Consider the following 25,201-nt stretch of genomic DNA (forward strand, 5'->3'; position numbering starts at 1 on the left):
CGATGATGGAGCAATATATCGAGATCAAGGCGAACAATCCGGGTTCGCTGCTCTTCTACCGCATGGGCGATTTCTACGAGCTCTTCTTCGAGGATGCGGTCGATGCGTCGCGCGCGCTCGGCATCACGCTCACCAAGCGCGGCCAGCATCTCGGCCGTGAAATTCCGATGTGCGGCGTTCCGGTGCATGCCGCCGACGACTATCTGCAGAAGCTGATCTCGCTCGGTTTCCGCGTTGCCGTCTGCGAACAGGTGGAAGATCCGGCGGAAGCCAAGAAGCGCGGCTCGAAATCGGTGGTGAAGCGTGACGTCGTCCGGCTGGTGACGCCGGGGACGATCACCGAGGAAAAACTCCTCTCGCCCTCCGAGTCGAACTACCTGATGGCGCTCGCCCGCATCAAGGGGGCCGCCGAACCGCTTCTGGCGCTCGCCTGGATCGATATCTCGACCGGCGTCTTTCGGCTGGCGGAGACCGATCAGTCCCGGCTGCTCGCCGATATCCTGCGCATCGATCCACGCGAACTGATCCTGCCGGATACGATGTTTCATGATGCCGAACTGAAACCCGTCTTCGACGTGCTCGGCAAGGTCGCGGTGCCCCAGCCGTCCGTGCTCTTCGACAGCGCCAGCGCCGAGGGCCGCATCACCCGTTATTTCGGTGTCGGCACGCTCGACGGGTTTGGCAATTTTTCGCGCGCCGAACTCGCCGCCGCCGCGGCAGCCGTCGCTTATGTGGAAAAGACCCAGATCGCCGAACGTCCGCCGCTCGGGCGCCCCGAGCGCGAAAGCGGCGCCTCTACGCTGTTCATCGACCCGGCGACCCGCGGCAACCTGGAACTGACCAAGACCTTGTCGGGCGAGCGTGAAGGCACGCTCCTGAAGGCGATCGACCGTACGGTGACCGGCGGCGGGGCTCGCCTGCTCGCCGAACGGCTGATGTCGCCGCTGACGGATCCCGACCGCATCAACCGGCGTCTCGATTCCATCTCTTTCCTGCTTGAAGAGCCCTCACTCTGCAGCGAGCTGCGCTCCGGGTTGAAGCACGTGCCGGATATGCCGCGCGCCCTGTCGCGCCTGGTGCTCGACCGCGGTGGCCCGCGTGATCTCGGCAGTATCCTGCAGGGACTGGAAGCGGCCCGCGGTGTCGCGGGCTTTCTCGACAGGGCCATGCTGCCCGAGGAACTGGGGCAGGCGCTCGACGACCTGAAGGCTTTGCCGCTTCATCTGGAATCCATGCTCGGCAACATGCTGGCGCGGGAACTGCCGCTTCTGAAGCGCGACGGTGGGTTCCTCGCCGATGGCGCCCATTCGGACCTCGACGAGGTGCGTGCGTTGCGCGACCAGTCGCGGCGGGTGATTGCCGCGCTCCAGCTCCAATATGCCGAGGAAACCGGCATCAAGTCGCTGAAGATCAAGCACAACAACGTGCTCGGTTATTTTATCGAGGTGACCGCAGGCAATTCCGGGACGATGACCGATACGCCTGAAGGCAAGGCGCGGTTCATCCACCGCCAGACCATGGCGAGCGCTATGCGCTTCACGACGACAGAACTTGCCGATCTCGAAAGCCGCATCGCCAATGCCGCCGACAAGGCGCTGACGATAGAGCTCGAAGCCTTCGACAGCATGGTCGCAGCCGTGACCTCGGAGGCGGAGACGATCAAGGCCGGCGCCCGGGCGCTGGCGGTGATCGACGTCGCGGCGGGCCTCGCCATGCTCGCCGACGAATGGAGCTACCGCCGTCCGACAGTGGATGCCTCGCGCATGTTCGCGATCGAAGGTGGTCGCCACCCCGTGGTCGAACAGGCACTACGCAGACAATCGGTCGGCCCGTTCATCGCCAATGATTGCGATCTCTCGCCGCATAATGGCGGTGAGTTCGGTGCGCTCTGGCTGCTCACCGGCCCGAATATGGGCGGTAAGTCGACCTTCCTGCGCCAGAACGCGCTGATCGCTATTCTCGCCCAGATGGGCTCCTTCGTGCCAGCGGCCTCCGCCCATATCGGCATCGTCGACCGGCTTTTTTCGCGCGTCGGCGCGTCGGACGATCTGGCCCGCGGCCGTTCCACCTTCATGGTCGAGATGGTCGAGACGGCCGCCATCCTCAACCAGGCGAGCGATCGTTCGCTGGTCATCCTCGACGAGATCGGCCGTGGCACGGCGACCTTCGACGGCCTGTCGATCGCCTGGGCGGCGGTCGAGCACCTGCACGAGGCGAACAGATGCCGCGGCCTGTTCGCCACCCACTTCCATGAGCTGACCGTGCTTTCGGAAAAGCTGAACCGGCTTTCGAATGCCACGATGCGGGTGAAGGAATGGGATGGCGAGGTGATCTTCCTGCACGAAGTCGGCCCCGGTGCTGCCGACCGTTCCTATGGCATCCAGGTCGCGCGACTGGCGGGTCTTCCCGACTCGGTGGTCGCCCGTGCCCGCGACGTGCTGACCAAGCTCGAGGATTCCGACCGCAAGAACCCGGCGAGCCAGCTGATCGACGACCTGCCGCTCTTCCAGGTGGCGGTCCGCCGCGAAGAAGCCAAGCGCGCCGGGCCGTCCAAGGTCGAGGACGCGCTGAAGGCCATCAACCCGGACGACATGACGCCCCGTGAAGCTCTGGACGCGCTTTACGCGCTGAAGAAGCAGCTCAAGGCCTGACGTTTCGACAACGGGTTCAGAGTGCGCGATTTAGCAGGTGAGAGACCGCGCCGAGGATCGCCTCCTTCGGACCCTCGATCCGCATGCCATTTCGGCCTGAACATGCTAATGCCTTCCAGATCATGATCGAGGCCGTTTCATCGGGTATCCTGCGTGCTGTCCGTTCCCTTGCCTTTTCTTACCGGCCTCATCTTCGCGCTGACGCTTTATCGCAGCCTGAAGGGCGTCGAACTACCCGGAACGCGTCGCTATTTCTATGCGTTCCTCGTGCTCTATGCCTTCCAGGGCGTTGGGGTCGGGCTGCGTTTCGGCTACGGGGTCGACGGATTGGTGCCCTTTTTGCCGATCACCGCGTCCATCATGCCACCGCTTGCCTTCCTGGCGTTCCGCGGCCTGACCGCAAAACCTCTAGAACAGCCTTGGTTGCACGCCGTGGTGCCCTGCGTCGTGGCAGTGGCGGTTGGCTTCTTCCGCGATCTTGTCGATCCACTGCTGCTGGTGATCTTCTTCGGCTACGGCGTTGCGCTCTACAGGCTGACGGTCTCGGGCGGAGACGACGTGATGGCCGAAGCCTCCCTGCAGCGGGTTCGTCCGGCGTTGCGCGCTGCCCGATTGACTGCGGGCTTGATGCTGTTCTTCGCTATCAGCGATGCCGCGCTCGCCGTCTACACCAATATCTACGGCGCCCGCGACGTCCCGTTGGCGGTTACGATCATGAACCTCACAGCGATGGCCGCGGTGATCGTCTACTATTTTTCACCGGATTTTTCGCCGGCCGAACCGACTGCTGCTTCGCCTTCCGTCGAGCCAACGGAAGAAGATAAGATCGCGTTATCTCGCATCGAGGCGGCCCTGGAAGAGGGCGAGCTTTACAGGAGCGAGGATCTGAGCCTTGCGAAGCTTTCCCGCAAGGCAAGGCTTCCGGCCCGCGAGGCCTCTGCCGTCATCAATCGCGCGAGGGGATTGAATGTCTCGCAGTTCGTCAACGATCGCCGTATCGCTGAAGCCTGCCGCCTCTTGCGGGAGACCGAACGGACGGTGATCCAGGTGATGCTGGACGTCGGCTTCTCGACGAAATCGAACTTCAACCGTGAATTCCGCCGCGTGACGGGCATGAGCCCCAAGCAATGGAGAGCCGAGGCAAGGGCCGCACAAGACGGCGGTGCGATAAAAACACGGCCTTGAACTTCAAAGCGGGAAGCAACAACTTTGAAACGTCCGATGATGATAATCGTTGGTCAAGGTGCCTCAAAAAGATTATAGCCTCCCTCCGCAGGCCGGGCACCGGCAGGATAATATGGCCAGACACGACATCGATTTTTCTGAACTTCTCGACGTGGCCCGTCTTCGGGCCGATTGCAGGGCGATCGTCAAGGACAAGGATCGCCCTCAGCTGGAATTGCGGGCGGCGCTTCTGCCGATCCTGCGCCGGGCAAGCGTCGAGGGCCGCGAAAAGGCCCGCCAGCTTCTTTCCAAGGACGGCAGCGGGCTGAATTGCGCCCGCCGCATCTCCTGGCTCCAGGACCAGCTGATCCGCGTTCTTTACGAGACGATCGCCGAAGGCCTCTATACCGAGGGCACGGATATCGCCGTGGCGGCCGTCGGCGGTTATGGCCGCGACACGCTGGCGCCGGGTTCGGACATCGACCTCCTGTTCCTGCTGCCTCCGCGAAATACCGAGACCATGCGCAAGGCCGTCGAGTTCCTGCTCTATGTGCTATGGGATATGGGCTTCAAGGTTGGCCACGCGACCCGCACCGTTGAAGAATGCATCCGTCTCTCCAAGACGGATATGACGATCCGCACAGCCATTCTCGAAAGCCGCTACATCTGCGGCCGCGAGGCGCTGGTGAACGACCTCGAGAGCCGTTTCGACAACGAAATCGTCGCCGATACCGGTCCGGAATTCATTGCCGCCAAACTTGCCGAGCGCGACAATCGCCACGAGAAGGCCGGCGATACGCGTTATCTGGTCGAGCCGAACGTCAAGGAAGGCAAGGGCGGCCTGCGGGACCTCCACACCCTCTTCTGGATCGCCAAATATTACTACCGCGTCCGCGAGACGACCGAACTGGTGAAGCTAGGCGTTCTCTCGCGCGAAGAAGCCCGCTCGTTCGAAAAGGCGGACGACTTCCTCTGGGCGGTGCGGTGCCAGATGCATTTCCTGACCGGCAAGGCCGAGGAACGTCTTTCGTTCGACATCCAGCGCGAGATTGCCGAGAGCCTCGGTTATCACTCGCGCCCCGGCCTTTCCGCCGTCGAACGCTTCATGAAGCACTATTTTCTCGTGTCGAAGAATGTCGGCGATCTGACCCGCATTCTCTGCGCAGCACTCGAAGAGCAGCAGGCGAAGGCGGCACCCGGCCTCACCAACCGCGTCATCTCGCGTTTCACCAAGCGTCTTCACAAGATCCCCGGCACCGTGGAATTCGTCGTGGACCGCGGTCGCATCACGCTTGCCGATCCGAATGTCTTCAAGCGCGATCCGGTCAATATCATCCGCTTTTTCCATGTGGCCGATATCAACGGGCTTGAGCTCCATCCCGATGCCCTGAAGCGCATGACCCGCTCGCTTTCGCTGATTGACAACGAGGTGCGCGAGGACGAGGAGGCCAACCGGCTTTTCCTCTCCATGCTGACTTCGCGGCGTGATCCGGCACTGATGCTGCGTCGGATGAACGAGGCGGGCGTGCTCGGCCGCTTCATTCCGGAATTCGGCAAGGTGGTCGCGATGATGCAGTTCAACATGTATCATCACTATACGGTCGACGAGCACCTGATCCGTTCGGTCGAGGCATTGTCGGAAGTCGACAGGGGCAAGGCCGCCGATATCCACCCGCTCGCCAACAAGGTGATGCCGAGTATCGAGGAGCGAGAGGCGCTTTACGTCGCCGTGCTGCTGCACGACGTGGCCAAGGGCCGTCAGGAGGATCATTCGATCGCCGGCGCCCGCATCGCCCGCAAGCTTTGCCCGCGTCTCGGCCTCAATGCCAAGCAGACCGAACTCGTCGTCTGGCTGATCGAAGTGCATCTCCTGATGTCGATGACGGCCCAGACCCGCGACCTGCACGACCGAAAGACGATCACCGACTTCGCCGAAAAGGTACAGTCGATGGACCGGCTGAAGCTGCTGTTGATCCTGACTATCTGCGACATCCGTGCCGTCGGCCCGGGTGTCTGGAACGGCTGGAAGGGCCAGCTGCTGCGCACGCTCTATTACGAGACCGAGCTGCTGCTCTCGGGCGGTTTCTCCGAGGTATCGCGCAAGGAGCGCGCCAAGGTTGCCGAAGAGGAGCTCTTCAAGGCACTGGCCGACTGGAGCGCCAAGGACCGCCGCACCTATTCGAAACTGCACTACCAGCCCTACCTCCTGTCGGTCTCGCTGGACGACCAGGTCCGTCACACGAAGTTCCTCCGCGACACCGACAAGGCGGGCCAGGCGCTCGCCACCATGGTGCGGACGGACAGTTTCCACGCCATCACCGAGATCACCGTCCTGGCGCCGGACCATCCCCGCCTGTTGTCGATCATCGCCGGCGCTTGCGCCGCGGCGGGCGCCAACATTGCCGACGCACAGATCTTCACGACCTCGGACGGGCGGGCGCTCGACACCATTCTGATCAACCGCGAATTCCCGGTGGACGAGGACGAGTTGCGCCGCGCCGGCACGATCAGCCGGATGATCGAGGACGTGCTGTCGGGCAAGAAGCGCCTGCCGGAAGTCATCGCGACGCGCGCCAAGTCCCGCAAGCGCAACAAGACCTTCACCATTCCGCCGTCGGTCATTCTCTCGAACGGCCTGTCGAACAAGTTCACGGTCATCGAGGTGGAATGCCTCGACCGTACCGGCCTGCTGGCGGATATCACCGCCGTGCTTGCCGATCTCTCGCTCGACATCCATTCGGCACGCATCACCACCTTCGGCGAAAAGGTCATCGATACCTTCTATGTCACGGATCTCGTCGGCCAGAAGGTCGTGAACGAGAACCGCCAGGGTAATATCGCGGCGCGGCTGAAGGCTGTGATGTCCGAGCAGGAGGATGAACTGAGGAGCGGCATGCCGATGGGCATGATCGCGCCGGCCCCCAATCCGGACCAGGCGTCGCAGCCGCGCAAGTCCAAGGCAAGCGTGTGAGTTTCGTCCGATGAGTCTTGCCCGATGAGCTTAGTCCGGAAATTCGCAACCGTCGGCGGAGCGACCCTCGGCAGCCGGATTTTCGGTTTCGCGCGCGAGACTTTCATGGCGGCGGCGCTCGGCACCGGCCCGATGGCCGACGTTTTCTACGCGGCCTTCCGTTTCCCGAACCTTTTCCGCCGGCTGTTTGCCGAGGGCGCCTTCAACGCTGCCTTCGTGCCGCTGTTTTCGAAAGAGATCGAGGCGAACGGCGTCGAGGGTGCCAAGCGTTTTTCGGAAGAAGTCTTCGGCGTTCTGTTCTCGGCTCTGATGATCATCACAATCGTCATGGAACTGATGATGCCGTGGCTGGTGGAATGGATCATCGCACCGGGTTTCGCCGACGATCCCCAAAAGACCTCCATCACCATCCGCTTAGCGGCGGTGATGTTCCCCTATCTGATGTGCATGTCGCTGACGGCGATGCTGAGTGGCATGCTGAATTCGCTGCATCATTTCTTTGCTGCCGCCATCGCCCCGGTTTTCCTGAACGTGGTGATGATCGGTGCCTTGTTCTACGGCCTCTGGATCCATGCGGATCCGCTGACCATCGCCTGGTATCTCTCCTGGAGCGTGCTGGCGGCCGGCCTCCTGCAGCTTGCCGTGGTCTATGCCGGTGTGCGCCATGCCGGCATCAACATCGGCTTCCGCCGCCCGAAGATGACGCCGAACGTCAAGCGTCTTCTCGTGCTTGCGGTGCCGGCGGCCGTGACCGGCGGCATCACCCAGATCAACCAGATCATCGGCCAGGCGATCGCCTCCGGCAAGGAAGGCGCGATCGCCGCCCTTCAATATGCCGACCGCATCTACCAGCTTCCGCTGGGCGTGGTGGGCGTCGCCGTCGGCGTCGTGCTCCTGCCGGAACTTGCGCGTGCCCTGAAGGGCGGGCATCTCAAGGAGGCTGCCAATACCCAGAACCGCTCCATCGAATTCGTGCTGTTCCTGACCCTTCCGGCTGCGGCCGGGCTCTGGATTCTGTCGGAAGCGATCATTCGCGTGCTTTATGAGCGCGGTGCCTTCTCCGCCGAAAACACCTCGGTCGTCGCCTCCGTCCTCGCGATCTACGGCATAGGTTTGCCGGGGTTCGTGCTGATCAAGGCACTGCAGCCCGGTTTTTACGCCCGCGAGGACACAAGGACGCCGATGCGGTTCACCATGCTCTCGGTGGTCATCAATTCCGGCCTGGCGATTTCGCTTTTCCCACTGATCGCCGAGCGCGGCATTGCGACGGCCGAGGCCGCGGCCGGTTGGACGAACACCGTGCTGCTGTTTTCGACGCTCGTCTGGCGCGGCCATCTCGCCTGGGAATGGGCGCTCGCCAAGCGCACGGCCCTGTTGCTCGTCTCGACAGGTATCATGTCCGCAGTGCTGATCTTTGCGCTCCGCTATGCCGGGTCGTGGCTGACCCCGGATGCGCTGCTGATCCATCAGGTCGCGGCACTTGCCTGCCTGCTTGTCCTGGCGATCACCGTCTATTTCGCCTGCGCCTTCCTGATCGGTGGCGCCGATATCGGCATGATACGCCGGAACGTGCAACGGAAACCGAAGACCTAGCCTCGTTTCCGCCCGCCGCAATACGCCCATTGGCGTTTCGGTCCGACGTCCACATGCACGATGCCGTTGCAATAGCGGCCGATGCCGCCGATACCCGGTGCGCTGGCTGCGGCTGCGAGGATTGCTCGCTCCGACACACCCGGCACCCGGATATCGGCCGCATAACAATGACTGTGCTGAGACCCGCCGGAATGCGGCCGATGGCCCGACGTGACCATAGGCTTATGGCCGGTCTCGCGCGCGATATGCGCAAGGATGGCCCCCAGTTTTTCCGGAAAACAACTTGTGCGAACGCTGATCCGCTGCACGGTGAAGAAAGCTGAATAATCGTGCTTGAAGGAAGTGCTTCTGCGTTTCTGATTTTCGCCGGCTTCGGCGGCGACATTGAGCCCTAGCGTCAAAAGGCAGAAAAGCGCGACGCGAAATATGATGCGCATGGGTATCCCCCGTGGACAGACCGTGTCGTTCATGACCGGTTAACTGTGATGCGCTTGGGTATTTCCTTTCCAAAATTGGCGCGAATAAGGAGACTTTTGCTCAGAAATGGGATTCTGCCTGCCTAAAAGACTAACATCCGTTAATCTATTCGGGGGCACCCCAGGAAAGATTTTTCCTTTAGGAGTATTGACGTAGGCGAGATGCTCCCAAAGAGGTAGCCCTTTCCCGGCCCTACCTCGAATGGTTATGGTGGTGGTTCTTTTGTCGCTGTAGTGTTCGGGAGGCGCCCTTAAGCGGTCTTCCACCCTTGCCAGGACCGCCGTCGCCCGCAATTTCCGGTCGGCTGAAAGTCAATTGAGTCCGGAGTTTTTTGATGCCCGTCCAATCGCTGTTTCTGGTGGCCCTGATTGTCGACGACTACGACCGGGCCAAGGATTTTTATTGCGGCGTGCTCGGCTTCGATTGCCTGGAGGACAGCGTGCAGCCGGAGGGCAAGCGTTGGGTCGTGGTGAAGCCGAAGGGCGGCGAGGGTGCGGCACTGTTGCTGGCTGAGGCCACCGACACGCAGAAGGCGGCAATCGGCAACCAGACCGGCGGCCGGGTCGGCTTCTTCCTGAAGACCGACGATTTCGCCCGCGATCATGCCGCCATGACGGCCAAGGGCGTCCGCTTCCTTGAGGAGCCGCGTCACGAGGTTTACGGTTCGGTGGCGGTGTTTGCCGATCCTTACGGCAACACCTGGGATCTGATTGAACACGCGGCTTCCGCGGCCTCTTGATCCTCCGCGCTTCGCCGTGCATAAGCCCGCGCGTTAGCAACATGACCCTTCGGGTCTGGGGCCCTCCACCAGCCTAATTGAGGACGATATGAATACCTTCAAGCCGCTTGTCTTTTCCGGCGTCCAGCCGACCGGCAATCTCCATCTCGGCAATTATCTCGGAGCGATCCGCAAGTTCGTGGCGCTGCAGGAAAACAACGACTGCATCTATTGCGTCGTCGACCTGCACGCGATCACCGCGCAGCTCGTCCATGACGACCTGCGGGGACAGATCCGCTCGATCGCCGCCGCCTTTATCGCTTCGGGCATCGATCCGAAGAAACATATTGTCTTTAACCAGTCGGCCGTGCCGCAGCATGCGGAACTCGCCTGGGTCTTCAATTGCGTCGCCCGCATTGGCTGGATGAACCGCATGACCCAGTTCAAGGACAAGGCCGGCAAGGACCGCGAGAACGCCTCGCTCGGCCTGCTCGCCTATCCGAGCCTGATGGCGGCCGACATCCTCGTCTACCGTGCCACCCACGTGCCGGTCGGCGACGACCAGAAGCAGCACCTGGAGCTTGCCCGCGATATCGCCCAGAAGTTCAATATCGACTTCCAGGAAAAGATCCGCGCCGCCGGCACCGGTGTCGACATGGTCGTTGGCGAGGAGCCGATCCATGGCTTCTTCCCGCTGGTCGAGCCACTGATCGACGGGCCGGCGCCGCGCGTCATGTCGCTGCGTGACGGCACCAAGAAGATGTCGAAATCCGATCCTTCGGACCTGTCGCGCATCAACCTGATGGACGATCCGGAAGAAATCGCCAAGAAGATCCGCAAAGCCAAGACCGATCCGGAAGGCCTGCCGAGCGAACTGGAAGGCCTCAAGGGCCGCCCGGAAGCCGACAATCTCGTCGGCATCTATGCAGCCCTTGCCGACAGGACCAAGGCCGACGTTCTCGCGGAATACGGCGGCCAGCAGTTCTCGGTCTTCAAGCCGGCGCTTGCCGATCTCGCCGTGCAGGTGCTTTCGCCGATCACCTCGGAAATGCGCCGCCTGATGGACGACACGACCCATATCGATGCCATCCTCAAGGATGGTGGCGAGCGCGCCCGCGCCCGCGCCGAGAAAGTCATGGGAGATGTCTTCGACATCGTCGGCTTCCTGCGCTGAGATTATCGGCGCCTTTCAAGTCACGCAAAGATTGCATACCCGCCACGGCATTCGTGGCGGGTTTTCATTTTTTTCGGTTGGTATAAGTTCCGCATCACGACTGCTTCGGTCGACTACATGCGAAGGAGGGGAAGCATGGTTTCGAAACGGCTTTCGCGGCTTGAAGGGCACCGGCGCAAGTTCATGGCCGTCATCGACGGCACGCCGGAATGCGAAAAGGCGGTTCATTACGCCGGACGCCGCGCCAAGAACTCCAACGGGGGGCTTGTTCTGCTTTTCGTTATTCCCGAGGGCGATTTCCAGCAATGGCTGGGCGTCGAGCAGATCATGCGTGCCGAGGCTCGCGAAGAAGCGGACGCGGTGATGGCAAAGGCCGCCCAGAAGGTGCGCGATACGATCGGCATCGATCCGGAAATCGTCATCCGCGAAGGCAACGCCAGCGAGCAGATCATTCAGCTGGTCGAGGAAGACCGCGATATTGCGGTCCTTGTGCTGGCGGCCGGTTCCACCAAGGAAGGGCCTGGACCCCTGGTGTCCGCCGTTGCTGCCTTCCCGATTCCCGTCACCGTGCTGCCCGACACGCTGACGGCCGAGGAAATCGACGCGCTGGCCTGATTGCGGACTTGATCTTGCACAGGCAAAGGAGCACTTGAACGAAAAGCTGATACGGCTTATCTTCTTTTGAAGAGTTCTAAATTTGCGAGGGGCGCCGCGCCCCAGGAGAGACGAGATGTTCATTCAGACGGAAGCCACCCCCAACCCGGCGACCCTGAAGTTCCTGCCCGGCAAAGTCGTCATGGATAAAGGCACCGCCGATTTCCGCAATGCCGGCGAGGCGGAAGCATCTCCGCTGGCTGAGCGGCTGTTCGGCATCTCCGGCGTCACCGGCGTCTATTTCGGCTACGACTTCATCACCGTCACCAAGGAAAGCGCCGAATGGCAGCACCTGAAGCCGGCGATCCTCGGTTCCATCATGGAGCATTTCATGTCCGGCGCGCCGGTCATGGGCGGTGCGTCCACGCTTGCGGAAGCATCCGACGTGGAAGGTGAGTTCTTCGACGAGGACGACGAAACGATCGTCGCCACGATCAAGGAACTGCTCGAAACCCGCGTCCGCCCGGCCGTCGCCCAGGATGGCGGCGACATTACCTTCAAGGGTTTCCGCGACGGCACGGTCTATCTCAACATGAAGGGCGCATGCTCGGGTTGCCCGTCTTCCACGGCGACGCTGAAGCATGGCGTACAGAACCTGCTGAAGCATTTCGTTCCGGAAGTGCAGGCCGTCGAAGCTCTCTGAGCCCGCCGGCACCGTTGAATGATTATTCTCGCCATCGATACCGCCGGGGTGGATTGCTCCGCAGCGCTCTACGACAGCGCCGCGGGCAAAATGCTGTCTGAAGTCACCGAGACGATCGGCAAGGGCCATGCCGAAAGGCTGATGTCGGTCATCGACGAAGCGCTCGCTGCAGCCAATCTTCCTCTCAAGGCCGTCGAGCGCGTTGCGGTCGTCATTGGCCCCGGCTCGTTCACCGGCATTCGCGTCGGCGTCGCCGCCGCCCGTGGTTTCGCGCTCGCGCTCGGTGTCGAATCGGTCGGGGTGACCACGCTGGAGGCCTTGGCGCTCAAGTTTCTGGGTGAACATCCCGACCAGCCGGTCGTGGTTGCCATGGATGCCAAACGCAACGAGATCTACTCCCAGGCATTTTCCGCCAAGGGTGAGGCGTTGAGCCAACCCGCAGCGCTTTCGCCGGAGGATGCTTCGGAACTTGCCCGGTCTCTTTCGGCGGCAATGACCGGCTCCTGGGTCGAGCATTCCCTTGGTAAGGGAATGGCCGAATATGACGGACGGGATCGCTTCGACATTGCCGTCGTCGCGCGCATCGCTGCCGAAAAACCTGCGGATGCGCAACGCCCTAAACCGTTGTATCTTCGTGGACCCGATGCGAAACCGCAGACCGGTTTTGCCCTTGCCCGTTCGTGAATGTACAGACTGCGCCGATGCTCGACGATTACCTGACCTGGAAGCCGTATTTCGAAGTCGTGCCGATGGAGGCCGGCGATTGCCTGGAGATTTCCGAGCTGCATGGCCAGCGGTTTCCGCGACAATGGAGCGACGGAGAATTCCAGAACCTCCTCCTGCAGCACAATGTCTTCGGTTTTGTTGCCCGCCAGACCAATGCGTTCTTCTCGAAGCCGCTCGGCGGTTTCGTTCTTTCGCGTGAGGCTGCCGGCGAGGCAGAGATTTTGACGGTCGCCGTCAACGAGAAATTCGGCCGGGTGGGGCTCGGCTGGCGCCTGATGCAGGCGGCCTTGCGCGAGGCGGCGTCGCGCGGCGGGGAGAGCATGTTCCTGGAAGTGGAGGCAGCCAACCGCCCCGCCGTCGAGCTTTACCGCAAGCTCGGTTTCCGGAAAGTGGGCGAACGCCCCGCCTATTACGCCGGGCCGGATGGGACGCGCTCCACGGCGCTTGTCATGAGCCGCGTTCTTCGTTAGTCCGTTAGTTTCTACGGGAACGTTTCGAAAGCCAAAACGACATGACAGACCTTTCCAAAACCCTGGAGGAGCTGTGTGCCGAAAAGGGCATGCGAATGACGGATCAACGCCGCGTGATCGCGCGTATCCTGCAGGAATCCGTTGACCATCCCGATGTCGAGGAACTCTATCGCCGGTCCTCGAAAGTCGACCCGCGTATCTCGATCTCGACGGTTTACCGCACGGTAAAATTGTTCGAGGACGAAGGGATCATCGAACGTCACGATTTCCGCGACGGCCGCTCACGTTACGAGACCGTGCCTGAAGAACATCATGACCATATGATCGATCTCAAGACCGGTACCGTCATCGAGTTCCGCTCGGCGGAAATCGAGGCGCTGCAGGAACGCATCGCCCGGGAGCACGGCTTCCGTCTCGTCGGCCACCGGCTGGAGCTCTACGGCATTCCGCTGGACAAGGACGATAAGTGATTACCTGGGCGCGGATCGGCTTCGTTTTTGTCGTTCTTTTCGCAGTTACGCTGATTTTGTGGCCGTTCCAGCTCCTGGGCCTCGCCCTCGACCTCAAGATCCGCCGCTATATCCCGCGCTACTGGCATCGGACCGCCTGTTTCCTGCTGGGCATTCGTATTCATGTTCACGGAACATTGGAGCGTCGCCGGCCGCTGATGCTTGCCTGCAATCATGCGTCGTGGAAGGATATTCTCGTGCTCGGGGCGATCGCCGACGTCGTCTTCATCGCCAAGATGGAAGTGTCGGAATGGCCGGTCTTCGGCACGCTCGCCAAGCTGCAGAAGAGCATCTTCGTCGCTCGCGAGCAGAAGCGTCGGACCGGCGACCAGGTGAACGAGATTGCTGAGCGCATGGCGGCCGGCGAGATCGTCGTGCTCTTTCCCGAAGGCACCACCTCCGACGGAAACCGGCTTCTGGAGGTGAAGTCGTCGCTGTTCGGGGCTGCCGCCGCCGCGGTCCAGCACGCGCCGGAAGGTGTCGTGCATGTCCAGCCGGTGGCGATCGCCTATACCCGCATCCACGGCATGGCCATGGGCCGTTACCATCGGCCGATCGCCGCCTGGCCGGGCGATATCGAACTGGTGCCGCATCTGCTCGGCGTCCTGAAGGAAGGGGCGCTTGATGTGGACGTGGCTTTCGGCGAGACGATCGAATTCCGCGCCGGTGACAACCGCAAGCATCTGAGCATGGCCGTGACGAGCCGGCTTCGGCGCATGCTGAACCGCCATCTGCGGGGCCGTGACTACGAAGCGCTATAGGAAACGCTTCATTTCCGGGTCTTCTTGCGGTATGGAGCGAGCCATGAACGAACACGTCTCCCTTTCCGTGCCCGCCGACGAGCCGGCCCAGCGCCCGAATTCCCGCAAGGTCTTCATCAAGACCTACGGCTGCCAGATGAATGTCTATGATTCAGGCCGCATGAGCGATGCGCTGGCGGGCGAAGGTTACATGCCGACAGAAGAGATGGGCGAAGCCGACCTCATCCTCCTCAACACCTGCCACATCCGCGAGAAGGCGGCCGACAAGGTCTATTCGGCGCTCGGGCGTCTTCGCGACATGAAGAAGGCACGCGCTGCCGAAGGCCGGGAGCTGATGATCGGCGTCGCCGGCTGCGTCGCCCAGGCAGAAGGCGAGGAAATCATCCGCCGTGCGCCGGCCGTCGACGTGGTGATCGGCCCGCAGACCTATCATCGCCTGCCGGAAGCGCTGAGACGCGCCCGCGGCGGAAAGCCGGTCGTCGATACTGAATATGCGGTCGAGGACAAGTTCGAGCACCTGCCGGTTACCGAGAAGGCGAAGATCCGCGCCCGCGGCGTCACCGCTTTCCTCACCGTGCAGGAAGGCTGCGACAAGTTCTGCACCTTCTGCGTCGTGCCTTACACCCGCGGTTCGGAAGTTTCCCGCCCCGTCCAGCAGATCGTCGACGAAGCTTGGCGGCTTGTCGACGGCGGTGTGCGCGAGATCACGCTGCTCGGCCAGAACGTCAATGCCTGGCGTGCGCAAGGTCCGAAAGGCGGCGAATGGAGCCTCGGCGACCTGCTTTATCGCCTGGCGGAAATCCCGGGCCTCGCGCGTTTGCGCTATACGACCAGCCATCCGCGCGACATGGATGACCGGCTGATCGAGGCGCATCGCAACCTGCGCACCCTGATGCCCTATCTGCATCTGCCGGTTCAGGCAGGTTCGGATCGCATCCTGAAAGCCATGAACCGCCGTCACACGGGTGCCGAATACCTCCGTCTGATCGAGCGCATCCGCGATGCCCGGCCGGACATCGCCATCGCCGGCGATTTCATCGTCGGTTTCCCCGGCGAGACGGATCGGGACTTCGAAGATACGCTGCGCCTCGTCGAGGACGTGAACTACGCCCAGGCCTATTCCTTCAAATATTCGACCCGTCCCGGCACGCCCGGTGCCGACCTCGGCGATCAGGTGCCGGAAGAGGTGAAGGCGGAGCGGTTGGAAAGATTGCAGGCCCTGCTCTTGAAACAGCAGGCCGAATTCGCCAAATCCTGCGTTGGAAAAGTCATCGACCTGTTGCTGGAAAAGCCCGGTCGCATGCCAGGACAGATAATCGGACGTTCTCCCTGGCTTCAATCTGTGAATGTTGATGCAAAAACATCGCAAATCGGTGACATTATCCAGGTACGAATCAGTGGAACCGGCCCGAACAGCTTGTTTGCCGACCCGGCAGAGAGTTTAATAGGAGCCTGAGCTAACATCGAGGAGCTTGCCCTACTTGAACGGACGTGAATTGGTTTCTTCATCCGCGCGCCAGCCCCGCACCGCCGCTACCGACGCCAATCACTTTGTCCTGACGTTCGAGAACAATAGGTTCGCAAGCGAGCTTTTCGGGCAATTCGATCAGAATCTCAAACTTCTCGAAGAGCGGCTTCATATCGATGCCCGGGCACGTGGCAATTCGGTGGCGATCTCCGGCGATCTGACGGCGACCAACCAGGCGCGCCGGGCTCTGGATTTCCTCTACGAACGCATCCAGAAGGGCGGGTCGGTCGAGACCTCCGACGTCGACGGCGCGATCCGCATGGCGCAGGCGGCCGACGACCAGCTGCAGCTGCCGACGCTTGAGAAAAAAGCCAAGCTCTCGATGAGCCAGATTTCCACCAAGAAAAAGACGGTCGTCGCCCGCACCCCCACCCAGGACGCCTATATGCGGGCGCTGGAACGCTCGGAACTCGTGTTCGGCGTCGGCCCTGCCGGTACCGGCAAGACCTATCTCGCCGTCGCTCATGCCGCCCAGCTTCTGGAACGCGGGGCTGTCGATCGCATCATCCTGTCACGTCCGGCCGTCGAAGCCGGCGAGCGTCTGGGCTTTTTGCCCGGCGACATGAAGGACAAGGTCGATCCCTATCTGCGGCCGCTCTATGACGCCCTTTACGACATGATGCCGGGCGACAAGGTGGAGCGGGCGATCACCGCCGGCGTCATCGAAATCGCCCCGCTCGCCTTCATGCGCGGCCGCACGCTCGCGAATGCCGCCGTCATCCTCGACGAGGCGCAGAACACCACGTCGATGCAGATGAAAATGTTCCTGACCCGTCTTGGCGAAAATGCCCGGATGATCATCACTGGTGACCCGAGCCAGGTCGATTTGCCGCGCGGCGTGAAATCGGGCTTGGTGGAAGCGCTGCAGATCCTGAAGGGTGTCGAGGGTATTTCGGTGATCCGATTTAAGGATACTGACGTGGTCCGCCATCCGCTGGTTGGCCGCATCGTCCGGGCCTATGATGCGCAATATGCCGTCCACGAGGAAAGCGAGGAAGTCGACCGGTAACGGTCGGCTCCAAACCTTATGCCCCAACTCGACATACAGATCAGCATTGAAGACGAGGGCTGGCCCGAAGAGTCGGCCCTTTTTGCCTTGAGCGAAAAAGCGCTTGGGGCGGCTGCCGAATTCCTGGCGAAGGAAGAGAAGCAACCTTTTCCGAAAATCGCCCCCGAACTGTCGCTGGTCTTTACCGACGACGCGGCGATCAAGGAGATCAACGCCGAATGGCGCGGCAAGGACAAGCCGACCAACGTATTGTCTTTCCCGGCTTTTCCGCTCGAACCAGGCAAGATGCCGGGCCCGATGCTGGGAGATATCGTCATCGCTCGCGAGACGGTCGAGCGGGAAGCTGTTGATCTCGACAAGAGTTTCGATGATCATCTGACCCATCTGCTCGTCCACGGTTTCCTGCATTTGTTCGGCTACGACCATATGCAAACGGACGATGCGGAGAGAATGGAAGCGTTGGAGACTCGCATTTTGGCCGCCCTTGGCCTATCTGACCCCTATGCGGGGCAGGACCCGATAATATAGTCTGGACCAATGAACGACTTTTCGACAAACCCGACCCGTGAGGGCAAGGACGCCGACTCGAGTTCCTCGGAAGAGGGCAGTAGTCCGTCTCGAGCGGAAGCTCAAAAACACCAAAGCTCTTTCTGGTCGCGCGCCGTCAGGCTGCTCAGGCCGTCGCAGGGCGAGAAGCTCCGCGAGGACCTCGCCGACGCGCTGATGACCGATACCAATATCAGCAATGCCTTCTCGCCCGAGGAACGGGCGATGCTGCACAATATTCTCCGGTTCCGCGAGATCCGCGTCGAAGACATCATGGTGCCGCGTGCCGATATCGAGGCGGTCGACATGACCATGACGATCGGCGAGCTGATGATCCATTTCGAGGAAACCGGTCGCTCGCGCATGCCGGTCTACAACGACACGCTCGACGACCCGCGCGGCATGGTCCATATCCGCGACCTCCTCTCCTATCTCGCCAAGCAGGCTCGCAACAAACGCCGCACCAGCGCGCGCGCCGCGCCTACGCAGCCGATGCCGCTTGCCACCGACAAGCCGGAAAAGGCCGAAAAGACGGTGCGCACCCCGCGGCCTGCCTTCGACCTCGGCCGTGTCGACCTCGAACAGACGGTTGCCGAGGCCGGGTTGATCCGCAAGATCCTGTTCGTGCCCCCCTCGATGCTCGCTTCCGACCTGATGCAGAGCATGCAGGCGGCGCGTACCCAGCTGGCGCTCGTCATCGACGAATATGGCGGGACCGACGGCCTCGTCACCCATGAGGACATCGTCGAAATGGTGATCGGCGATGTCGAGGACGAACATGACAATGAAGAGGTCATGTTCTCCCGCACCAGCGAAGATGTGTTCGTCGCTGATGCGCGTATCGAACTCGAGGAGATCGCCAAGGCGATTGGTTCCGATTTCGACATTCGCGACCGCCTTGAAGACGTCGATACGCTGGGCGGCCTGATCTTCTCCGCGCTCGGGCGCATTCCCGTGCGCGGCGAGGTGGTGCAGGCGGTGCCCGGCTTCGAATTCCAGATTCTGGAGGCCGATCCTCGCCGCATCAAACGCGTGCGGATCCTGCGCAGGCGCACGCTCGCGCGCCGCCGGCAGAAAGGCGAGGGCGAGATGCTGCTCACCGATCAGACGCCGACTGCGCTGCTGCCGGCGCCATCCGCTCAGGACGCCGACGGACGCAATCATCAGGCCTGAGTGGTCCCTGAAGTGTCCGCGCCTCTTTGACCTCACGACAAGTCCGCCATTTTTTGAAAGACTGCAGCCGCTGATTCGGGGGCGGAAGGGAACATAGATGGAGCGGCTGGCGGGCAGGATCATGCTTCTCTGGGGCTTCCCGCGCGTCGTCGTTGCTTTTCTCGCAGGAGCGATCGGTGCGCTCGCGCTGCCGCCCTTCGGTTTCTTCGCGGCGTTCTTCATCTCCTTCACGCTGCTCGTCTGGCTGATGGACGGTTCCACCGGTAATCCGGATGGCGGATGGTTCGCGCGGTTTCGTTCGGCCTTCTGGATCGGCTGGGTTTTTGGCTTCGGCTATTTCGTCGCCGGTCTCTGGTGGCTTGGCAATGCGCTTCTGGTGGAAGCCGATGAATTTGCCTGGGCGCTGCCGTTCGCTGTTCTCGGCTTGCCGGCCTATCTCGCGCTCTTCTACGGGCTTGCCACCGCAATCGCTCGCATTCTCTGGTCGGATGGTTTCGGTCGGCTCGCCTCGCTTGCCTTCGGCTTCGGTCTTGCCGAATGGCTTCGCAGCTTCGTCGCAACCGGTTTCCCCTGGAATGCGGTCGGTTATGGCGCGATGCCGATGCCGCTGATGATGCAATCGGCGGCGGTGCTCGGCATTTTCGGCGTCACGGTTCTTGCCGTCTTCGTGTTTTCAGCCCCCGCCCTGATCGGCACTAAAAAGGGCATGCGGACCGGGCTAACGCTCGCGGCCTTGCTGTTTGCCGCCCATCTCGGTTACGGCGCCTATCGTTTGCACATCGCCGACGCCGCGCCGGCCCCGGCCGCCGATAGCCAGCCGGTCGTCCGCATCGTCCAGCCGGTAATAGACCAGGCGCGAAAACTGGACGATGCCGAACGGGCGGCGATCTTCGAGGAACATCTTGCGTTGTCGGCTTTGCCGCCCGAGAACGGTGGCAAGCGGCCGGACATCATCGTCTGGCCCGAAACCTCGGTGCCCTTCATTCTGACCCAGAACCCGGATGCGCTGACCCGCATTGCCGAGGTGCTGCAGGATGGTCAGGTCCTCATCACCGGCGCGGTCCGCTCGGAAGATGCCGGCGCGGGCTTCGCGCCGCGTTTTTACAATTCGATCTATGTGATCGACAGCCAAGGCCAGATCGTTTCGGCCTCCGATAAGCTGCATCTCGTCCCGTTCGGGGAATATGTCCCATACGAGGATCTCCTGCGCAATCTCGGCATCCCCGATGCCATCGCCATGCCGGGCGGCTTCAGTGCCGCGCCCGTGCGGGCCATGCTGACCCTGCCGGGTGGCAGGGTCTTCTATCCGCTGATCTGTTACGAAGCGATTTTCCCGGACGAGATCGGGCCGGACGTGGAGCGGGCGAGCGCGCTTTTGAATATTACCAATGACGGCTGGTTCGGAGCGACGCCGGGACCGTATCAGCACTTCCAGCAGGCTCGAATCCGCGCCGTCGAAAACGGTCTGCCGCTGATTCGCGGGGCGAATACCGGCGTTTCGGCGGTTGTCGACCCCTTTGGAAGGCTGATTCGGGGTGTGGATTATAATCAAAAAGGCGTGATTGACGCAACCTTGGGCAGCATTTCAATCCCGCATTGGGATATGAAAGCTCGGGAACAGCACTTCTGGTTGGTTCTTGTGACGATGTTGTTGATTGCAGGCGTCTCGCGCGTTGGTTTTAATTTTCGGACGAATTGACCAAAAACCCCTAAAATTGCATAGTGGTCTCAGCCTTTCGTCTCGCCATATGCTTCAAACGTTGAGCCTGTTGTGACCAGCCGCGCGAAGTGTATCACCACACGCAGACCGGGTTGTGAGGATTAAACAACAAACGTCGTCAGGACATCGTTATGATTGAAAACAAAAAGAAGCCGAACCCGATCGATATTCACGTCGGGAGCCGGATTCGCCTTCGCCGGACCATGCTCGGAATGAGCCAGGAAAAGCTGGGTGAAAGCCTTGGCATTACCTTCCAGCAGATTCAGAAATACGAAAAAGGCACCAACCGCGTTGGCGCCAGCCGTCTGCAGAATATTTCCAGCATTCTCAACGTGCCGGTATCCTTCTTCTTCGAGGATGCACCGGGCGATCAGGGCGGTCAGGGCGGCATGGCGGAAGCCTCGAGCTCCAACTACGTGGTCGATTTCCTCTCCTCCTCCGAGGGCCTGCAACTGAACCGGGCTTTCGTGAAGATTTCCGACCCGAAAGTTCGTCGGCGTGTGGTTGATCTCGTAAAAGCTCTGGCAGCGGATGCCGAGGTCGAATAACGACCTTTCGATATCAGCACGAAAGCGGCCGCAAGGCCGCTTTTTTGTTGCCTGCTCCAAGGTGAGGGGTGTTGCCGGAATACCTAACTTGTACACATAAAGATATATTTATGTCGTTGTACGCTTGTGTTTGTCGGTGAAAATCACTACACAGGTGCGTCGTTTCTTTGAGGGGAATCCCGTAATGCGCGCAAGTTATCTGTTCACCAGCGAGTCGGTTGCCGAGGGCCATCCGGACAAGGTTTGTGATCGTATCTCCGATGAAATTGTAGATCTTGTGTACCGCGAAGCGGCCAAGACCGGCGTCGATCCCTGGACCGTGCGCATTGCCTGCGAAACGCTGGCGACCACGAACCGTGTGGTGATCGCGGGCGAAGTTCGCTTGCCGCCAAGCCTGATGAAGAAGGACAAGGACGGCAAGGACGTCATCAATCCCTCGAAGTTCAAGTCCGCCGCCCGCAAGGCTATCCGTGACATCGGTTACRAGCAGGACGGCTTCCACTGGAAGACGGCCAAGATCGACGTGCTGCTGCATTCCCAGTCCGCTGATATCGCGCAGGGTGTTGACAGCGCCGCCGACAGGCAGGGCGATGAAGGCGCCGGCGACCAGGGCATCATGTTCGGTTACGCCTGCAAGGAAACGCCGGACCTCATGCCGGCACCGATCTATTATTCCCACAAGATCCTGCAGCTGCTCGCTATCGCTCGCAAGAAGGGCGAAGGCGATGCCGGCAAGCTCGGCCCCGACGCCAAGAGCCAGGTGACCGTGCGTTATGAAAACGGCAAGCCGGCTGCGGTCGACTCGATCGTTCTTTCCACCCAGCACCTCGACGAGAGCTGGGATTCCAAGAAGGTCCGCGAGGTCGTCGAACCTTATATTCGCGAAGCGCTCGGCGAGCTGCCGATCGCCAAGGATTGCAAGTGGTACATCAACCCGACCGGCAAGTTCGTCATCGGCGGCCCGGATGGTGACGCGGGCCTTACCGGCCGCAAGATCATCGTCGACACCTACGGTGGCGCGGCTCCCCACGGCGGCGGCGCATTTTCCGGCAAGGACACGACCAAGGTCGACCGTTCGGCCGCTTACGCTGCCCGCTATCTGGCCAAGAACGTCGTCGCTGCCGGCATCGCCGACCGCTGCACGATCCAGATTTCCTACGCGATCGGCATCGCCCAGCCGCTGTCGATCTATGTCGACCTGCATGGCACGGGCAAGGGTGTGACGGAAGACCAGGTGGAAGCCGCCATTCGCAAGGTCATGGACCTGTCGCCGACCGGTATCCGCCGCCATCTCGACCTCAACAAGCCGATCTACGCCAAGACGTCCGCTTACGGCCACTTCGGCCGCAAGGCCGGCCGCGACGGTTCCTTCTCCTGGGAGAAAACCGATCTGGCGAAGCCGCTCAAGGATGCGCTGAAGGAAGAGCCCCTCAAGGCAGCCTGATCGGCCTTTACGGATAGCTCCATAAAACTGTAAAGCGGGTGCCTCCTGGCGGAGACGCCCGCTTTTATCGTGAGAGACCAGCCCATGACCGAACCGCAGCACCCGAGCCGCAGCACCGAAGCCTTCTTCGGACGCCGCAAGGGCAAGCAGCTCCGCGAGCGCCAGGCGGAAGGGATTGCAACTCTGCTGCCTGCGCTGAAGCTCGATCTCGCGGCGCCTGCGCCCGGCGTGCTTTCAGAGATATTTCCCATTCCGGTGAAGGAACTGCGGCTGGAGATCGGCTTCGGCGGCGGCGAGCACCTCGTTCATCGCGCGCAGGAAAATCTAAAAACCGGCTTCATCGGAGTTGAACCGTTCGTCAATTCCATGGCGAAGCTTTTGTCGCGCGTCGACGAACTGGGGCTCGAGAATATCCGGGTCTATGACGACGACGCCACGCAGGTGCTCGACTGGCTGCCGGATGCATCGCTCGATCGCATCGACCTGCTCTATCCGGACCCGTGGCCGAAGCGGAAACATTGGAAAAGGCGGTTTGTATCTGCGGTCAATCTCGACCGATTCCACCGCGTGCTGAAGCCGGGCGGTCTGTTCCTGTTCGCATCCGACATCGACACCTATGTCAACTGGACGCTGATCCATTGCCGCGACCATGGCGGATTTCAATGGCAGGCGGAGCAATCTTCCGACTGGCTGACGCCCTTCGCCGGCTGGCCAGGTACGCGATACGAAAACAAGGCCCGCCGAGAAGGCCGTTCCTCGGCCTATCTGACGTTCAGGAAAGCCTGAAAGGTCAGTGCAGGCTGACGGTCTTCAAGTCGTCTTCAGCAGCCTTGAAGAAGGTGCTGGAGCGATTGTCGGTGAGAAGGATCGGCGTGCCATCTGCGCCGAACAGGGCCCAAAGATCGAGACTGGGATCGATATCCGGGGCTTCGGGGAAGCAGCGGGACACTTCGTCCGACCGCATCTTGCGAATATATCCGACCTCTCCAGCACCCAGATGAGCAAGTTCGGACAGCGTCAAACGCGTATTCGCTTCTTTCAGGAGCATTCCAGCCTCCAGCATTGAGGGGCAACGGCATTGGCGCCGTTGACCTACTCTGAGACGGAAATGTTAATTTTTCGCACCATGCGCGCGGGCTCGGGACGGATAAGGTCAACCGATAGCAAACCGTTCTTGAGAGAGGCGCCGGAAACCTGCATTCCGTCGGCGAGCACGAACATACGCTGGAACTGCCGCGCAGCAATGCCGCGGTAAAGATAGTCGCGCTCACCCTGCTCCGTCTGGCGTCCGCGGATGACGAGGTGGTTTTCTTCCGTCGTCACCTCGAGTTCGGCTTCGGAAAAGCCGGCGACGGCCAACGTGATTCGCAGCCGTTCAGGGGCACCGGAAGCGTCAGCGCGGATGCGTTCGATATTGTAGGGAGGATAACCGTCGTTCGCCTTCGCAAGGCGTTCGAGTGTCTTTTCCATGGCGTCGAAGCCCAGAAGCAGAGGGCTCGCAAACGGCGTCATTCGGCTCATCGGACAGTCCTTGCAACAAGCGACCATGCTGGCGCCCGCCGGGCGGCCCGCCAACTCCGCCACTATATGGGAGGTTCCAGCGGCGACCGCAAGGATGAGCGCCGAGGCTGATGGTCACGGCTGCTTCATGCCGGTCATACGGCACTTGACAGAATGTCAGGTTGTGGACCACTACCCGGAAAAAAGGAGCATTCATGCAGCGCAGGAAGATCATCATCGATACCGACCCGGGTCAGGACGATGCCGCGGCGATCATGCTTGCCTTTGCGAGTTCGGACGAGATCGAGGTGCTTGGTCTCTGCGCGGTCGCCGGAAACGTGCCGCTTTCCTACACCAGCCGCAACCTCCGGATCGTCTGCGAACTCTGCGGCAGGCCGGATGCGCCGGTGTATGAAGGCGCGCTGAAGCCAACCAAACGCCCACAGGTAACCGCCGAGCATGTGCACGGCAGGACCGGCCTTGACGGTATCGAACTGCCCGAACCGACCATGCCGGTGAAAGCGGCTCATGCGGTCGACTTCATCATCGAGACCCTGCGCGCCGAGCCGGCCGGAACCGTGACGCTCTGCACGCTCGGGCCGCTCACCAATATCGCGCTTGCTCTTGAGAAAGCGCCGGACATCGCGGGGCGCGCGAAGGAGCTGGTGATGATGGGCGGCGGCTTTTTCGAGGGCGGCAACATCACGCCGGCTGCTGAATTCAACATCTATGTCGACCCCGAAGCGGCAAAGACCGTGTTCGCCTCGGGCATGCCGATCGTCATGATGCCGCTCGACGTCACCCACCAATTGCTGACGACTAAAGCCCGCGTCGAAAAGATCGCCGCGCTCGGCACCCGTCCGGCGGAGGTTCTAGTCGCGTGGCTTGCCTTTTTCGAGCGATTCGACATTGAAAAATACGGCTCCGATGGCGGCCCGCTGCATGATCCGACGGTCATCGCCTACCTCATCAAGCCCGAACTCTTTTCGGGCCGCGACTGCAATGTCGAGATCGAAACGCAATCGGAGCTGACGGTCGGCATGACCGTAGTGGACTGGTGGCACGTCTCCGGCCGCAAGCCGAACGCCAAGGTCATGCGCCATGTCGATGCCGATGGCTTTTTCGAATTGCTGACGGAGCGGGTTGCTCGGCTCTAAGGCGGAATAAGCGGGCAAAGAAAAAGCCGCCGTTTGAAGGGCGGCTTTTATACGTTCAGCTTTAG

Annotated in this window: 24 protein-coding genes; 21 read left to right on the forward strand and 3 right to left on the reverse strand. The window is 61.3% G+C overall.

Going from position 1 to position 25,201, the window contains the following annotated elements; translation table 11 throughout:
- Positions 1-2 precede the first annotated feature (2 nt).
- The 4 genes from mutS to murJ all read left to right on the forward strand — a co-directional run bounded on the left by mutS (position 3) and on the right by murJ (position 8,379).
- Positions 3-2,651 carry a DNA mismatch repair protein MutS gene (gene mutS / locus AC1D3C_RS18875; RefSeq protein ID WP_477484030.1) on the forward strand — a complete coding sequence of 883 codons (2,649 nt, stop codon included), beginning with the start codon at positions 3-5 and terminating at the stop codon, positions 2,649-2,651.
- A gap of 153 nt (positions 2,652-2,804) precedes the next feature.
- On the forward strand, positions 2,805-3,836 hold the full coding sequence (locus AC1D3C_RS18880) for a helix-turn-helix domain-containing protein (RefSeq protein WP_477483942.1): 1,032 nt from the start codon (positions 2,805-2,807) through the stop codon (positions 3,834-3,836).
- Between the two features lie 112 nt (positions 3,837-3,948).
- A complete protein-coding gene (locus AC1D3C_RS18885; RefSeq protein ID WP_477483943.1) occupies positions 3,949-6,786 on the forward strand; it encodes a [protein-PII] uridylyltransferase in 2,838 nt (945 codons plus the stop codon).
- 24 nt (positions 6,787-6,810) lie between these two features.
- Entirely contained in the window at positions 6,811-8,379 is a 1,569-nt protein-coding gene (murJ, locus tag AC1D3C_RS18890; RefSeq protein ID WP_477483944.1) for a murein biosynthesis integral membrane protein MurJ, read from the forward strand.
- Here the strand turns inward: murJ and AC1D3C_RS18895 are convergent.
- Complete coding sequence (locus tag AC1D3C_RS18895; RefSeq protein ID WP_038539169.1) at positions 8,376-8,816, reverse strand: peptidoglycan L,D-endopeptidase MepK; 441 nt, start codon at positions 8,814-8,816, stop codon at positions 8,376-8,378. The genes murJ and AC1D3C_RS18895 overlap by 4 nt on opposite strands.
- A gap of 374 nt (positions 8,817-9,190) precedes the next feature.
- Between AC1D3C_RS18895 and AC1D3C_RS18900 the strand changes: the two genes are divergently transcribed.
- From AC1D3C_RS18900 to trmB, 16 genes are all read left to right on the forward strand, one after another.
- Entirely contained in the window at positions 9,191-9,595 is a 405-nt protein-coding gene (locus tag AC1D3C_RS18900; RefSeq protein ID WP_477483945.1) for a VOC family protein, read from the forward strand.
- A gap of 88 nt (positions 9,596-9,683) precedes the next feature.
- Positions 9,684-10,748 carry a tryptophan--tRNA ligase gene (gene trpS / locus AC1D3C_RS18905; RefSeq protein ID WP_038539177.1) on the forward strand — a complete coding sequence of 355 codons (1,065 nt, stop codon included), beginning with the start codon at positions 9,684-9,686 and terminating at the stop codon, positions 10,746-10,748.
- Positions 10,749-10,883: 135 nt separating this feature from the next.
- Positions 10,884-11,363, forward strand: coding sequence for a universal stress protein (locus AC1D3C_RS18910; protein ID WP_038539180.1), 480 nt, complete (start codon positions 10,884-10,886; stop codon positions 11,361-11,363).
- A 115-nt stretch (positions 11,364-11,478) separates the two neighbouring features.
- The gene (locus AC1D3C_RS18915) at positions 11,479-12,045 is read left to right on the forward strand and encodes a NifU family protein (RefSeq protein ID WP_007756066.1); all 567 of its coding nucleotides are present in this window, start codon (positions 11,479-11,481) and stop codon (positions 12,043-12,045) included.
- Positions 12,046-12,063: 18 nt separating this feature from the next.
- Complete coding sequence (gene tsaB, locus AC1D3C_RS18920) at positions 12,064-12,729, forward strand: tRNA (adenosine(37)-N6)-threonylcarbamoyltransferase complex dimerization subunit type 1 TsaB (protein ID WP_247031509.1); 666 nt, start codon at positions 12,064-12,066, stop codon at positions 12,727-12,729.
- Between the two features lie 17 nt (positions 12,730-12,746).
- On the forward strand, positions 12,747-13,241 hold the full coding sequence (locus AC1D3C_RS18925) for a GNAT family N-acetyltransferase (RefSeq protein ID WP_038539188.1): 495 nt from the start codon (positions 12,747-12,749) through the stop codon (positions 13,239-13,241).
- 41 nt (positions 13,242-13,282) lie between these two features.
- The gene (locus tag AC1D3C_RS18930; protein WP_038539194.1) at positions 13,283-13,711 is read left to right on the forward strand and encodes a Fur family transcriptional regulator; all 429 of its coding nucleotides are present in this window, start codon (positions 13,283-13,285) and stop codon (positions 13,709-13,711) included.
- Positions 13,708-14,511, forward strand: coding sequence for a lyso-ornithine lipid O-acyltransferase (gene olsA, locus AC1D3C_RS18935; protein WP_477483946.1), 804 nt, complete (start codon positions 13,708-13,710; stop codon positions 14,509-14,511). Before AC1D3C_RS18930 ends, olsA begins: the two co-directional genes overlap by 4 nt.
- A gap of 43 nt (positions 14,512-14,554) precedes the next feature.
- Entirely contained in the window at positions 14,555-15,967 is a 1,413-nt protein-coding gene (miaB, locus tag AC1D3C_RS18940) for a tRNA (N6-isopentenyl adenosine(37)-C2)-methylthiotransferase MiaB (protein WP_477483947.1), read from the forward strand.
- Between the two features lie 25 nt (positions 15,968-15,992).
- On the forward strand, positions 15,993-17,048 hold the full coding sequence (locus tag AC1D3C_RS18945) for a PhoH family protein (RefSeq protein ID WP_038539202.1): 1,056 nt from the start codon (positions 15,993-15,995) through the stop codon (positions 17,046-17,048).
- Between the two features lie 18 nt (positions 17,049-17,066).
- A complete protein-coding gene (gene ybeY / locus AC1D3C_RS18950) occupies positions 17,067-17,576 on the forward strand; it encodes an rRNA maturation RNase YbeY (protein WP_477483948.1) in 510 nt (169 codons plus the stop codon).
- Between the two features lie 9 nt (positions 17,577-17,585).
- On the forward strand, positions 17,586-18,767 hold the full coding sequence (locus tag AC1D3C_RS18955; RefSeq protein WP_038539210.1) for a hemolysin family protein: 1,182 nt from the start codon (positions 17,586-17,588) through the stop codon (positions 18,765-18,767).
- Positions 18,768-18,864: 97 nt separating this feature from the next.
- The gene (gene lnt, locus AC1D3C_RS18960; RefSeq protein WP_477483949.1) at positions 18,865-20,466 is read left to right on the forward strand and encodes an apolipoprotein N-acyltransferase; all 1,602 of its coding nucleotides are present in this window, start codon (positions 18,865-18,867) and stop codon (positions 20,464-20,466) included.
- A 152-nt stretch (positions 20,467-20,618) separates the two neighbouring features.
- Positions 20,619-21,035 (forward strand): helix-turn-helix domain-containing protein, encoded by a 417-nt coding sequence (locus AC1D3C_RS18965; protein ID WP_037079404.1) that lies wholly within the window; start codon positions 20,619-20,621, stop codon positions 21,033-21,035.
- 184 nt (positions 21,036-21,219) lie between these two features.
- Positions 21,220-22,479: a methionine adenosyltransferase gene (metK, locus tag AC1D3C_RS18970; protein WP_477483950.1), complete on the forward strand. Its 1,260-nt coding sequence runs from the start codon at positions 21,220-21,222 to the stop codon at positions 22,477-22,479.
- A gap of 84 nt (positions 22,480-22,563) precedes the next feature.
- Complete coding sequence (gene trmB / locus AC1D3C_RS18975; protein WP_477483951.1) at positions 22,564-23,265, forward strand: tRNA (guanine(46)-N(7))-methyltransferase TrmB; 702 nt, start codon at positions 22,564-22,566, stop codon at positions 23,263-23,265.
- Between the two features lie 4 nt (positions 23,266-23,269).
- On the opposite strand, the gene AC1D3C_RS18980 is transcribed toward trmB, so the two are convergent.
- Both AC1D3C_RS18980 and AC1D3C_RS18985 read right to left on the reverse strand, forming a co-directional pair.
- Complete coding sequence (locus AC1D3C_RS18980; RefSeq protein WP_038539224.1) at positions 23,270-23,527, reverse strand: BQ00720 family protein; 258 nt, start codon at positions 23,525-23,527, stop codon at positions 23,270-23,272.
- Between the two features lie 44 nt (positions 23,528-23,571).
- The gene (locus tag AC1D3C_RS18985) at positions 23,572-24,000 is read right to left on the reverse strand and encodes an Hsp20 family protein (protein WP_105417655.1); all 429 of its coding nucleotides are present in this window, start codon (positions 23,998-24,000) and stop codon (positions 23,572-23,574) included.
- Between the two features lie 194 nt (positions 24,001-24,194).
- Between AC1D3C_RS18985 and AC1D3C_RS18990 the strand changes: the two genes are divergently transcribed.
- A complete protein-coding gene (locus tag AC1D3C_RS18990; protein ID WP_477483952.1) occupies positions 24,195-25,136 on the forward strand; it encodes a nucleoside hydrolase in 942 nt (313 codons plus the stop codon).
- Positions 25,137-25,201 lie beyond the last annotated feature (65 nt).

The organism is Neorhizobium sp. P1_A6, from assembly GCF_056406795.1.